Source organism: Phytoamicus setariae (assembly GCF_016722925.1).
GTDB classification, from domain to species: domain Bacteria; phylum Pseudomonadota; class Alphaproteobacteria; order Rhizobiales; family Rhizobiaceae; genus Rhizobium_E; species Rhizobium_E setariae.
Map to the genome: position 1 here is coordinate 1 of NZ_JAEQNC010000017.1, position 12,328 is coordinate 12,328.

At 60.1% G+C, this 12,328-nt stretch carries 9 protein-coding genes and 1 pseudogene; 6 read left to right on the top strand and 4 right to left on the bottom strand.

Annotated elements, in window-relative coordinates:
- Positions 1 to 357 precede the first annotated feature (357 nt).
- Positions 358 to 2,304, top strand: a complete 1,947-nt coding sequence (locus JJB09_RS23080; RefSeq protein ID WP_201663452.1) for a M23 family metallopeptidase — start codon at positions 358 to 360, stop codon at positions 2,302 to 2,304.
- A gap of 70 nt (positions 2,305 to 2,374) precedes the next feature.
- On the opposite strand, the gene clpB is transcribed toward JJB09_RS23080, so the two are convergent.
- Positions 2,375 to 4,978, bottom strand: a complete 2,604-nt coding sequence (gene clpB / locus JJB09_RS23085; protein WP_201663453.1) for an ATP-dependent chaperone ClpB — start codon at positions 4,976 to 4,978, stop codon at positions 2,375 to 2,377.
- A 203-nt stretch (positions 4,979 to 5,181) separates the two neighbouring features.
- Positions 5,182 to 5,325, bottom strand: a pseudogene (locus tag JJB09_RS23090) (glutathione S-transferase family protein); the annotation flags it as partial.
- 298 nt (positions 5,326 to 5,623) lie between these two features.
- On the opposite strand from JJB09_RS23090, the gene JJB09_RS23095 reads away from it, so the two are divergent.
- Positions 5,624 to 6,103, top strand: a complete 480-nt coding sequence (locus JJB09_RS23095) for a VOC family protein (RefSeq protein ID WP_201663454.1) — start codon at positions 5,624 to 5,626, stop codon at positions 6,101 to 6,103.
- 127 nt (positions 6,104 to 6,230) lie between these two features.
- Positions 6,231 to 6,878, top strand: a complete 648-nt coding sequence (locus tag JJB09_RS23100) for a glutathione S-transferase family protein (RefSeq protein ID WP_201663455.1) — start codon at positions 6,231 to 6,233, stop codon at positions 6,876 to 6,878.
- Between the two features lie 45 nt (positions 6,879 to 6,923).
- Here the strand turns inward: JJB09_RS23100 and JJB09_RS23105 are convergent, their stop codons facing one another.
- Both JJB09_RS23105 and JJB09_RS23110 read right to left on the bottom strand, forming a co-directional pair.
- On the bottom strand, positions 6,924 to 8,054 hold the full coding sequence (locus JJB09_RS23105) for a CobW family GTP-binding protein (RefSeq protein WP_201663456.1): 1,131 nt from the start codon (positions 8,052 to 8,054) through the stop codon (positions 6,924 to 6,926).
- Positions 8,055 to 8,063: 9 nt separating this feature from the next.
- A complete protein-coding gene (locus tag JJB09_RS23110) occupies positions 8,064 to 9,170 on the bottom strand; it encodes a D-alanyl-D-alanine carboxypeptidase family protein (protein ID WP_201663457.1) in 1,107 nt (368 codons plus the stop codon).
- 157 nt (positions 9,171 to 9,327) lie between these two features.
- Here JJB09_RS23110 and JJB09_RS23115 point away from each other — a divergent pair, with 157 nt between their 5' ends.
- From JJB09_RS23115 to tsaA, 3 genes are read left to right on the top strand one after another with little or no spacing between them, the layout of a single operon-like run.
- Complete coding sequence (locus JJB09_RS23115; protein ID WP_201663458.1) at positions 9,328 to 10,497, top strand: M20 aminoacylase family protein; 1,170 nt, start codon at positions 9,328 to 9,330, stop codon at positions 10,495 to 10,497.
- A 23-nt stretch (positions 10,498 to 10,520) separates the two neighbouring features.
- Positions 10,521 to 11,747, top strand: a complete 1,227-nt coding sequence (locus JJB09_RS23120; protein ID WP_201663459.1) for an AGE family epimerase/isomerase — start codon at positions 10,521 to 10,523, stop codon at positions 11,745 to 11,747.
- Positions 11,748 to 11,760: 13 nt separating this feature from the next.
- Positions 11,761 to 12,276, top strand: a complete 516-nt coding sequence (tsaA, locus tag JJB09_RS23125; RefSeq protein WP_201663460.1) for a tRNA (N6-threonylcarbamoyladenosine(37)-N6)-methyltransferase TrmO — start codon at positions 11,761 to 11,763, stop codon at positions 12,274 to 12,276.
- Positions 12,277 to 12,328: the final 52 nt, after the last annotated feature.

The window sequence follows — 12,328 nt, forward strand, 5'->3', positions numbered from 1 at the left end:
TCCCCTAAAACCGAACCTTTCAGTCCAATCTCAGGAGCGAGCTCGTTGGCCGCCAGAAGCAACCGCCGCCCCGTTCGATGAAGCGGGTTATAGGCCCCACTCCTCATACTGTCAAACCCTATTTTGGAGAAATATGAAGTTTTTTTGAAGCTTCGAGGTTTCCAGCGCTTTGCCGGGCATCGCCCCCCGAAATCCAATTTCACCACGTATCTTTTGGGTTTTTCGCCCCGAACTTTTCACATTTTCAGGCAATGGGGATGAAGATTACGCACACACGGGCGCGTGTTTGACTCCCGCCCTATTATATTGCACTCATGCGGCAAGAACGGCGGGACCTATTCATCATATGGCGCATTCATGACAGATGCCAAAATCATCCGTTCTATCGGTGATGAGCCACCAATCCTGGCGGAAGGCCGGCGCACGCCCGACCGACGCGAGGTTTCGTTGCGCTGGCTTTCGGGGACGTTCCTCACAGGACTTACAAGTTCCATCCTGATGGGCGTTGCACTGTTTGCTGCGCTCGAGGGACGCGAATTGCTGGCAATTCCAGCCGAAGCCTCCACCATGACCCGCCTCGGATCGGATCCGAAAGAAGGGGCAGCCACCTTCGCACAGAAGGGCAAGCGCCTGATCGCCGCCACCATCGCCGCAAAGCCCGCCGACAAGTCGGTCATGGATGTACCGACTGTTGTCATCGAAGGCGAAAAACAAGTTATTCGCAAACGCCCCTTCGCACATGTGAAGATGGCGCTTGCCGCCAGCTATCCGCTTGAGGAGAGTTATCCGCGCTTCGACCCGCTCAATATGGTCTCGTCAGGTGAAAAGGCGGTCGCGGCTGCCCCCTCGCCGGTGTTCTACGGCTCTGACGTCGAATCGGAAGTGGCGCTCAAGACCAGCGATTTTCCAGCCGGGACCTCGCATTTTCCGCTGGCGGCCTCCATGTCCCTCGATGAGGTGGAGGAGAACGTCCGTACCAACGGCTCGGTGCTGACGGCCGGCGATGCGCAGGTCTCTACCCTTTACTACGTCGATCCGCAGCGTTTTGCGTCCGACAGCGACACCCTGGACATGATCAATCGCCTGTCAGCGCGGGTGGTCGAGGAAAACACCACCGTCGCCATACCCACGGCCATCACCGAGGCGACGCCCGAATATGCCGACGACATCATTCCGGTGCGCGCAAACGCCAAGCTCGGCGCCGTGCTTCTCGGCGCCGGCTATGCCAAGGCAGAGGCCCAGGACATCGAGGATTTCATCTCGACAATTCTGCAGCGGCGCGAGCTCAGCGAGGGCGAGGTGCTGCGAATCGGGATTATCCAGGAAGGGGAAAAGGCACGCGTCGTCCGCGTCAGCCTCTATAAGCGCGGCACCCACCAACTGACTGTCGCCATCGATGACAAAGGCAAATTCGTCACCGGCGCCGAACCACCCTATCTCGCCGCGATCGCCACCGCCTTCGACGACAACCCGACCGTTGTCGCCGACAGCCGCGACCTTCCCAGGGTCTATGACGGTATTTATCGTGCTGCGCTCTCCTATGGGATGAGCAAGGACATGACGGCGCGGATGATTCGCCTGCTCGCCAGCAGCGTCGACTTTCAGGCACGTCTCAAACCATCCGACCAGCTGGAAGCCTTCTATTCCGTGGAAGACGAGACGGGCGAAGCGACCGACGAATCCGAACTCCTCTACATCCACGCCAAGTTCGGCGACACAGACACCAGGCTCTACCGGTTCCAGGATCCCGACGACATGTCGATCGACTATTACGATCAGGACGGAAAGAGTCTCAAGCAGTTCCTGATCCGTAACCCGCTGCCGAACGGCTCGTTCCGGTCGGGATTCGGAATGCGCCGGCATCCGATTCTCGGCTATATGCGCATGCATACAGGCGTGGACTGGTCAGCGCCGCGCGGCACGCCGATTATCGCGGCCGGCAACGGCACGGTGATCAAGGCGGGCTGGGACAGGGGCGGCTATGGAAACCAGACGCTGATCCAGCATCCGAACGGTTACGTCACGTCCTACAATCACCAGAGCGCCATTGCCAAGGGCGTCAAGGAAGGCGCCAAAGTGGTGCAGGGTCAGGTGATCGGCTGGGTTGGCACGACAGGACAATCGACCGGACCGCACCTGCACTACGAAGTGATCGTCAACGGCAACAAGGTGGATCCCCAGCGGATTCGCCTGCCCGGCGGCAACTCGCTGCGAGGCGCAGATCTCGCCAAGTTCGAGCAAGAGCGCAAACGCATCGATGATCTGCTCAACAAGGGCGAAAGCAAGCAGGTCGCCAGCCAGTAATGAATTCATCCGGAATTGCAAACGGCGGCATTTCTGCCGCCGTTTTTATTCTTATACATTGTCAAAATATTCAGGCTGCCGCTTGCGCCTCGGTACGCTTGGCCGAAAACAGCAGCCGGTCGGATCCGGCCGTGACATGGATCTTCGAACCGTCGGCAAAATCGCCCGACAAGATACGTTCGGACAGCGGATCCTGCACATAGCGCTGGATCGCCCGCTTGAGCGGACGCGCGCCATAGACCGGATCGTAACCCTTGTCGGCCAGCCAGTTGAGCGCATCCTCGCCCATATCGAGTTCGATCTTGCGGTCCGCCAGCAACTGGTTGAGCCGGCCCAGCTGGATTCTGACGATCGTGCCCATCTCCTTGCGATGCAGCCTGTGAAACAGGATGATCTCGTCGACGCGATTGAGGAACTCCGGCCGGAAAGCCGATTTCACCACATCCATCACCTGATCGCGGACCTTGTCACTATCATCGTTCTCGCCCAGCTGGACGAGATATTCCGCGCCCAGATTGGAGGTCATGATGATGATCGTGTTCTTGAAGTCCACGGTGCGGCCCTGGCCATCGGTCAGGCGACCGTCATCGAGCACCTGCAGCAGCACGTTGAACACGTCGGGATGCGCCTTTTCGATCTCATCGAACAGCACGACCTGATAGGGCCGGCGCCGCACGGCTTCGGTCAAGGCACCGCCTTCGTCATAACCGACATAGCCCGGAGGCGCGCCGATCAGCCTGGAGACGGAATGCTTCTCCATGAATTCCGACATGTCCATGCGGGTGATCGCGGTCTCATCATCGAAGAGGAAGCGCGCCAGTGACTTGGTCAGTTCGGTCTTGCCGACGCCGGTGGGGCCAAGGAAGATGAACGAGCCGATCGGCCGGTTCGGGTCCTGAAGCCCGGCGCGCGCACGGCGAACCGCCCGCGAGACCGCCTGCACGGCATCGCCCTGCCCGACGACGGATTTCGCCAGTTCGTCTTCCATCCTCAACAACTTGTCGCGCTCGCCTTCCAGCATCTTGTCGACTGGAATGCCGGTCCAGCGGGAAACAATATGGGCGATGTTGTCGGGGGTGACGACTTCCTGCACCATGGCTTTCGCCAGACCGTCCTCGCTTTCGGCTTCGACAAGCTGCTTCTCGAGATCCGGGATCGTGCCATAGGCAAGTTCGCCGGCGCGCTGGTATTCACCCTTGCGCTGGGCGATCGCCAACTCGTTTCGGGCATCGTCGAGCTGCTTCTTCAGATCGGCGGCAAGGCCGAGCTTCTGCTTTTCCGCCTGCCAGCGGGCAGTCAGCGCATTGGCTTCTTCCTCGAAGCGAGTCAAATCCGCTTCCAGCTTCTCCAGCCGATCGCGCGAGGCGTTGTCGGTTTCCTTCTTCAAGGCTTCGCGCTCGATCTTCAGCTGCATGATCTTGCGATCGAGCTCGTCGAGCTCTTCGGGCTTGGAATCGACCTGCATGCGAAGACGCGAAGCAGCTTCATCCATCAGGTCGATAGCCTTGTCGGGCAGGAAGCGGTCGGTGATGTAGCGGTTCGACAAGGTCGCAGCCGCCACCAGCGCCGAATCGGAGATCCGCACCTTGTGATGCTGCTCGTACTTCTCCTTGAGACCGCGCAGGATCGAGATTGTATCCTCGACCTTCGGCTCATCGACGAAGACCGGTTGGAAACGACGCGCAAGTGCGGCGTCCTTTTCCACATGCTTGCGGTATTCGTCGAGCGTGGTCGCACCGACGCAGTGCAACTCGCCGCGGGCAAGCGCAGGTTTCAGCAGGTTTGACGCATCCATCGCGCCTTCCGCCTTGCCCGCACCGACCAATGTGTGCATCTCGTCGATGAACAGTATGATCTCGCCGTTTTCGGCCTGCACTTCGTTGAGCACGGCCTTGAGACGTTCCTCGAACTCACCGCGGAACTTTGCACCGGCAATCAGGGCGCCCATATCGAGCGCCATCAGTTTCTTTTCCTTCAGCGATTCCGGCACGTCGCCGTTGACGATGCGCAATGCCAGACCTTCGGCAATCGCCGTCTTGCCGACGCCGGGCTCGCCGATCAGCACGGGATTGTTCTTGGTACGGCGCGACAGGACCTGGATGGTGCGACGGATTTCGTCGTCGCGGCCAATCACCGGATCGAGCCGGCCTTCGCGGGCCTCGGCCGTCAGGTCACGCGCATACTTCTTCAGGGAATCGAAACCCTGCTCGGCATTGGCCGTATCGGCCGTGCGTCCCTTGCGGATCTCGTTGATCACCTGATTGAGCGATTGGGCCGACACGCCGGCCTTCTTCAGCGAATCTGCTGTCGAGGCGGTCGATTCCAGAGCCAGTGCGACAAGCAGGCGTTCGACGGTGACGAAGGAGTCGCCGGCTTTCTTGGCCTGCTCCTCGGCATTGTTGAAAATGCGCGCAAGCGGCTGGGCAAGAGAAAGCTGCCCGTTGCCGCCGGACGATTTCGGCAACTTCTTCAGCGCTTCATCATTGGCCAGCTTGGCGATCTTGGCATCGCCGCCGGCGCGGTCGATCAGCGAGGCCGCCATGCCCTGCTCGTCATCAAGCAGCGCCTTCAGCACATGCTCGGCGGTAAACTGCGGATTGCCCTCGCCAAGGGCATAAGTCTGGGCGTTCTGGAGAAAGCCGCGAACGCGCTCGGAATATTTCTGTAGATTCATTGTGTGCTCCGTTTCCCGTTCCGCCCTCTCTCGGCACGGAACGAACAGTCAGGATTCGGCTCCCGTCAAGGCAAGCCGTTTGGGGATATGCTCCCGCTGGACTGAATATGGGATCGGCGTTGCGGAAATAAAGGGTGTGCCACAGAGTTTTTTCGTACGTATTCAGCCATTTGCTTATCCCGGTATTCGGAGTGCCAGCCGTGTCAGCCGGTCGATGCGGCTGCGAATATCGCCAATTGATCGGCGAAAGCCCTTACATATGCCGGCCGCGCTTCGCCGCGAGCGACATAGGCGGAGAGGTTGGAACATTCCTCCAGAAGACCCGATCCCTTCAACCGGAGCAGCACCTTGCCCCGGTCGGGCGAGCGTTCAAAGGCGGCAGTTGTAATAGGCATCGTTGTTCTCCCGATCCTCTGACCTTGAAGACGATTGGCTCAGCGATATTCCGACACCCGCACTCGTAATAGTTATCGTGGAGGGCCGGATCGAAGTCGATTACGATGCGAGGCGACGCCCCAAAAATATTTCCGGGATGAATGTCGGATTTCGGTCGGGTCCATCGTCTATAGAGTGAAGGCCGGCAACCCGCCTGCCCGGAATTGAGCTACCAGGATCCATTTTTCGAAGCGAAAGGAGGAAGTAGCGATGGCAACTCCCAAGAACATGATTTGCGTATGGTACGACAATGATGCCGAGGCAGCAGCCAAATTCTATGCCGAGATTTTTCCTGACAGTTCGGTGAAGGCCGTCCACCGTGCTCCCAGCGATTACCCATCAGGAAAGGCGGGCGACGTGCTGACGGTCGAGTTCACGGTCGCGGGCATTCCGTGTCTCGGCCTCAATGGCGGCCCCATGTTCAAGCACAGCGAAGCATTCTCGTTCCAGATTGCCACCGACGATCAACAGGAGACGGATCGCTATTGGAACGCCATTGTCGGCAATGGCGGCCAGGAAAGCGCATGCGGTTGGTGCAAGGACAAATGGGGCATATCCTGGCAGATTACCCCCCGTGTATTGACCGAGGCGTTGGCTGTGGGTGGTGCGGAAGCAAAGCGCGCATTCGAGGCGATGATGGACATGGGCAAGATCGATGTCGCTGCAATCGAGGCTGCCCGGCGCGGATGATGCAGCTGACGCGCGGCTCGTGTTGCGCGGGGTGAAGTCCGCGATTGGCGGGACGGATGCTACACCCTGCTCCCGCCAATGACCCGCCGGATCGAAATGGCAGACGGCAAGAATGGGAGGTCACCGAATGAAGCTCTATTTCAGCCGCAACCCCAATCCGCGGCTGGCGGTCGCGGTTGCGCGTTTTCTCGACGCGCCGGTCGAGTTCGAATTCGCAGCCCCCTTCGCGCCGGGGCAGGCGGAAAAATTCCGTCCGCTCAATCCGAACCTGTCGATTCCGATACTGGAGGAACCGCAAGGCACGCTCTGGGAAGCTGACGCCATCGCCTGCCGTTTGTCGCAGCTCACGCAGTCGGATTTCTGGAGGCGTGACGACGACGAACCTGACATGATCCGCTGGCTGAGCTGGGGCAAGGCGCGATTCGTGGCGGCCACGGACATCGTGCATTTCGAGCGCGGGACGAAGCAACGGTATGGTTTCGGCCCCATAGATGCCGCGAAGGTGGAAGAAGGGCTCGAAATGTTTCGCGAAGCCTCCGCCATCCTAGACGCCCATCTTGCCGGTCGCGACTGGCTGCTTGGAAACGCCGTATCCTATGCCGATTTCCGCATGGCCACCTTCCTGCCTTTCAACGACATCGCACGGCTGCCGCTCGACGCTTACAGAGCGATCCTGCGCTGGTACGAAAGACTGGAAGCGCTGGACGCCTGGCGGGCGCCATTCGAAGGGCTCGATGCGCCGGAACTGCCGCCGGTGCCGATCGAAGGAAAGTAGAACTGTGCGGCATGCCTACCTCTCCCACGGGGGAGAGGTAGGGACTCACATCTTCATCCCTGGAATGGCCAGTGGATTGTCCTCGAGTGCCTGGCGGTCGGGGCGGTCGATGCGGGGCGTGCCGGTGAATGCGTCGAACACGCTCTGGACGAAGTCCTGCGGCAGGTTCCTGGTGATCAGCACCATGCGCGTGCGCCGATCGGCCGCGTCGGGCCACTTCGCCAGTCGTTCGGGCGGATGGAAGACGGATTGCACGCCGTGCAGGATCAACGGCCGCTCGGGATCGTCGGTGAGCGCCACGATTGCCTTCATCCTGAGCAGCCTTTCTGCATGCGCCGAACGCAGGAGGTCGATGAACATGCCGATCGCGGCGGGATCGACCGGCCTGTCATGGATGATGCTGAAGGATTTGATCTCGTCGTCGTGGCGATGACCGCGGTGATGATGGTGGCCGTGGTGATGGTCGTGGCCGCAATGATCGTCGCAGATATGGTCGTCATGCGCCTCGTCATGCAGCCAGCGCCCGACATCGGCGATCTTGGTTGCAGAATCATAAAGCCCCGCCGAAAGCGTCGCATAGCGGGCGGCCCTTGCGGAATCGCCGTCGATGATTTCGGCAAGCGGATTGAGCGCGCGCAGCCGCTCGGTCAACGGGGGCACGACATCCGTATCGGCAAGCGTGAGCTTGGTGAAGATCAGCCGGTCAGCGACGGCCACCTGCCGACGCGCTTCCTCGTGGTGGTCAAGCGTGGAGAGGCCGTTGACGGCATCGACGAGCGCGATGACGCCATCGATGGAGAAATCGCGCGCGATCTCCGGATTGCCGATTATAGATTGAATGACCGGCGCGGGATCGGCAAGCCCGGTCGTTTCGATCACCACCCGCTTGAGCGGCTTGATGCGGCCGTCGGCCATGGCCTCGCGGAAATAGACGAGTGTATCGGTGAGTTCGCCACGGACAGTGCAGCACAGGCAGCCGTTGGAAAGCTCGACCATCGCGTCGCCCGAGGATTCCACCAGCAGGTGGTCGATGCCAACCTCGCCGAATTCGTTGATGATCACGGCCGTGTCGGCCATGTCGGGATCCTTCAGCAGCCGGTTGAGCAAGCTCGACTTGCCCGCGCCCAAAAAGCCCGTGAGGATGGAAACCGGAATGCGGTCGGCAGGCGCGGCCATGATGATGCTCTAGTTCGACGGGCGCGGTTCGGGAATCGGAATGAACTCGGCCACGGTCTCGCCTTCGTCGGCTTCGAGCGCGGCGACCTTTTTGCCTGCAGGAATGATCGTGACCAGTGAAACATTCAGCGGTCGGTCGATCTTGCGCGCATAGGGCGAACCCTTGTCGCCGGCAGCATCGTCACGGCCCTCAGAACGGACCTTCTTGCCCTTCTTGCGGCAGATGTCCTCCGAAATGTCGTTTACCGCTTCGAGATGAGTGCCATACGGCTGGAGCCGTGCGAGCGTCGGCAGTCCGAACGAAGCACTTCCCGAAAGGCCTTTTTCCAGCAATTCGGCAGACAGATCGGCACGATGGATAAGGCTGTCTGATCCAAGCACCACCGACACGACTGCCCTGCCGTTGCGGGTGGCGGTCGACACCTGATTGAAACCCGAGGCGCAGATGAAGCCGGTCTTCATGCCGTCGGCGCCGGCAAAGCGGCCGATCAGCTTGTTGAAATTGCCATATTGGCGCTTGCCGACCTTCACACCTTCGAGCGAGAAATAGCCGGCATACTCGGGAAATTCCTTGCGGATCGCGACGGCCAGCAGCGCGAGGTCACGCGCAGTGGTGTACTGTCCCTTGCCGGGAAGCCCGTTGGGATTGATGAAATGCGTTGAACTCATGCCGAGCCGGGCAGCTTCTGCGTTCATCATGTTGACGAAGTCAGGCATCGTACCGCCGACATTTTCAGCGATCGCATACGCCACGTCATTGGCCGACTTGACCAGTAGCACCTTGAGCGCATCATCGAGCGACATGGAATCGCCGGGCTTGAGATACATCTTGGACGCAGGCTGGGCAGCAGCTGCTTTGCTCATGACCACCGGCGTCTCAATCGTGATGCGCCCGGCCCGAACCTGGCGAAAAACGGTATAGGCGGTCATAAGTTTGGTCAGCGAGGCGGGATACCATTTCTGGAAGGCATCCTCGTGTTCGAGGACCTTTCCGCTCTTGATATCAACAAGCATATGTGGGTTAGCGAGAGCTTCGCTTACTATCCCCGTCGAGAGTGCAAGTCCAAGGCACGCTGCAAACGCGCGCGCCGAACCACGCCGCAAAATTTTACTCATAGCGTCAACCGCCTCAAATCCGTACTGTCGAAGAACTTTGTTTACCCGCCGTTATTTAGACTATATGGCAGAGAAATGGCAGCTCCCTTTTTAATATTAGCAAAAACTTTTGCGGAAAAGCGGAGTTGCGCGCCGACCATGAGAGGATCAATTCAAGATGCCAATCCTGAACCGCGCGAGCGAAATGCATGACGAGATCACTGCCTGGCGTCGCCAACTACATCAAATGCCTGAGCTTTTGTTCGATGTCGTCAGGACGGCTGGGTTCGTCGAAACGAAGCTACGCGAATTCGGTGTCGACGAGATCGTAACCGGACTTGGACGCACCGGCGTCGTCGGTTTGATCAGAGGCGCGAACGGCCCGGGCCCGACAATTGGCCTGCGGGCAGACATGGACGCACTGCCGCTCATCGAGACGACGGGCAAGCAATGGGCCTCTCAGACATCAGGCAAAATGCATGCCTGCGGCCATGACGGGCACACCGCTATGCTGCTGGGTGCGGCCAAGTATCTCGCCGAGACCCGCAATTTCGCCGGCCAGATCGTGGTCATCTTCCAACCGGCCGAAGAGGGCGGCGGCGGCGGCCATGAGATGGTCAAGGACGGCATGATGGAGAAGTTCGCCATCTCCGAAGTCTATGGCATGCACAACATGCCCGGTCTGGATGTGGGAACGTTCGCCAGCCGCAACGGCCCGATCATGGCCTCGACAGACGAATTTGTCATTGCCGTGCGGGGCCGCGGCGCTCATGCCGCCATGCCGCACAAGGGCATCGATCCGGTGCTGATCGCGGCCCATATCATCACATCGCTGCAGTCAATCGCATCGCGCGTCACCGACCCCTTCGACTCCACTGTCGTCTCGGTAACCAAGATGAAGGGCGGCAATGCCCACAACGTCATCCCCGACGAGGCGACGATCGGCGGCACGATCCGTACATTGACGCCCGAACTCAGGACCCAAACCCAGGAACGGCTGCGGCAGATCGCCGAGGGCATTGCCAGCGCCCATGGCGCAGAAGCGCGCGTGCAAATCCATTCCGGCTATCCCGTCACTGTCAATCACGCCACGCAAACGGCAGCAGCGCTCGACGTCGCGAGCGAAATCGCCGGCCTTGCCAATGTCGACGGCGAGGTTCGGCCGACGATGGGCGGGGAGGATTTCTCCTACATGCTCAATGCGCGGCCGGGCAACTTCATCTTCATCGGCAACGGCGATACAGCCGGACTGCACAATCCCGGCTATGATTTCAACGACGAGATCATCCCCTTCGGCGTTTCCTACTGGGTGCGCCTTGCCGAAACGCGGCTCGCCTCGCTGGCCTGAATTTTTCTCTCAAGGATATCATCATGACCGCCCAAAGCTGGCTTACCCTTCCCACCCACCGCGACTGGCTGATGGGCGAGGCAAACAGGCTGTTCGAGTATTTCCAGTGGCGGTCGATCAATCCCAAGGGTGGGTTCTACGAGTTCGATGCCGACGGCAAACCACTGAATGCAGACAATCCCGTGCGCGGCATCCATATGTCGGCCCGCATGGTCCATTGCATGACGATCGGCCACCTGCTCGGCCGGCCGGGATGCGCCGACCTGATCGACCATGGCATGGATTTTCTCTGGAACGCCCACCGCGACCGCAAGCATGGCGGCTATTTCTGGCAGGTCGACAATGACGGCCCGTGCGATGCGACCAAGCAAGGCTATGGCCACGCCTTCGTGTTGCTGGCCGCGTCTTCGGCCTCGCTCGTCGGCCATCCGGTCGCTGAGGAGATGCTGGCCGATGTGACCGAGATCCTCGACACCAAGTTCTGGGAAGACAACCACGGTGCCATCGCTGAGGAATTCCAGGCCGACTGGACCGCCATTCCCGGCTATCGCGGCCAGAACTCCAACATGCACCTGACAGAGGCCTTGATGGCCGCCTATGAGGCGACCGACGAGGACCACTATCTCCAGAAGGCCGAGCGCATCGCCGACCTCATCATCAACCGCCTTGCACGCCAGACCGGCTTTAGGGTCGGCGAGCATTTCGACGAGAACTGGAACCTCCTGAAGAACTACAAGGGCAACGAAATGTTCCGCCCCTCCGGCACCACGCCGGGCCATTGGCTGGAATGGTCCCGGCTGCTGCTGCAACTCTATGCACTTGGCGATCACCAGCACGACTGGATGCTGGAAGCGGCGCAGGCGCTGTTTGCCCAATCCATGGCGCTCGGCTGGGACCACGCCCACGGCGGCTTCTTCTATACGCTCGACTGGAACGACCAGCCGGCCAAGCGCGCCAAACTCTGGTGGCCGATGGCCGAGGGCATCGGCGCGGCGTCCTTCCTCGTCAGCAATGCGCCCTCCGACATGCACGAGAGCAGCTACCGGCTAATCTGGAACACCATCGCCTCAAGATTCCTCGATCGTGACAAGGGCGGCTGGCACGAGGAATTGAGCGAGCAGATGGTGCCTTCCCATGAAGTCTTCGCCGGCAAGGCCGACATCTATCATGCCCTGCAGGCCTGCCTGATCCCGCTTTATCCAGCCGATGGCTCGCTGACGAGCGGCATTCTGCAGGCACAGGCTGACTAGGAGCACGTGGATAATGGTGCGCGAAAACGAAATCCGGCAAAACGAGGTGGCGGTATCAGCGCCGGAGCCGATGGACGCGCACCTTTGCTATATCGGGCGGATTTCCACACCCTGGACATCGCGGCTGATGACGCCACGGCAAGGCCGGCATGACGGACCGGTCTGCACCATCGAGATTTTCGAACCCTGGGTGGCTGGACTGCAAGGCATCGAGAAGTTCGAACGGCTCGAGGTGCTTTACTGGCTCGATCAAAGCCGTCGCGATCTGGTGCTGCAAAGCCCGGCCAGCAGCGGCAAGGTGCATGGCACCTTCTCGTTGCGCTCGCCCGTCAGGCCGAACCCGATCGGCACATCGATCGTGCTTCTCGAAAAAGTCGAGGGCAACAAACTATTCGTCCGTGGCATGGATTGCCTCGACGGCACGCCGCTCCTCGATATCAAGCCGGACCGCACACTGTTCAAGCCGATCGCACCGCCCCAGCCCGGCGATTTCGAAACTGGGCCGAAGGGTCATTGCGAAAAAGCGTAAGCCTTATCCGGTCGACCGTGATAGGACGTGCTAAAGGTACACGGATATGGAC

What these genes read in the sequence shown, in the direction of transcription:
- JJB09_RS23110 (WP_201663457.1), bottom strand. Translation starts at nt 9,170, where the DNA reads ATGAGTAAAATTTTGCGGCGTGGTTCGGCGCGCGCGTTTGCAGCGTGC.
- JJB09_RS23105 (WP_201663456.1), bottom strand. Translation starts at nt 8,054, where the DNA reads ATGGCCGCGCCTGCCGACCGCATTCCGGTTTCCATCCTCACGGGCTTT.
- clpB (WP_201663453.1), bottom strand. Translation starts at nt 4,978, where the DNA reads ATGAATCTACAGAAATATTCCGAGCGCGTTCGCGGCTTTCTCCAGAAC.
- JJB09_RS23080 (WP_201663452.1), top strand. Translation starts at nt 358, where the DNA reads ATGACAGATGCCAAAATCATCCGTTCTATCGGTGATGAGCCACCAATC.
- tsaA (WP_201663460.1), top strand. Translation starts at nt 11,761, where the DNA reads ATGGTGCGCGAAAACGAAATCCGGCAAAACGAGGTGGCGGTATCAGCG.
- JJB09_RS23100 (WP_201663455.1), top strand. Translation starts at nt 6,231, where the DNA reads ATGAAGCTCTATTTCAGCCGCAACCCCAATCCGCGGCTGGCGGTCGCG.
- JJB09_RS23115 (WP_201663458.1), top strand. Translation starts at nt 9,328, where the DNA reads ATGCCAATCCTGAACCGCGCGAGCGAAATGCATGACGAGATCACTGCC.
- JJB09_RS23120 (WP_201663459.1), top strand. Translation starts at nt 10,521, where the DNA reads ATGACCGCCCAAAGCTGGCTTACCCTTCCCACCCACCGCGACTGGCTG.
- JJB09_RS23095 (WP_201663454.1), top strand. Translation starts at nt 5,624, where the DNA reads ATGGCAACTCCCAAGAACATGATTTGCGTATGGTACGACAATGATGCC.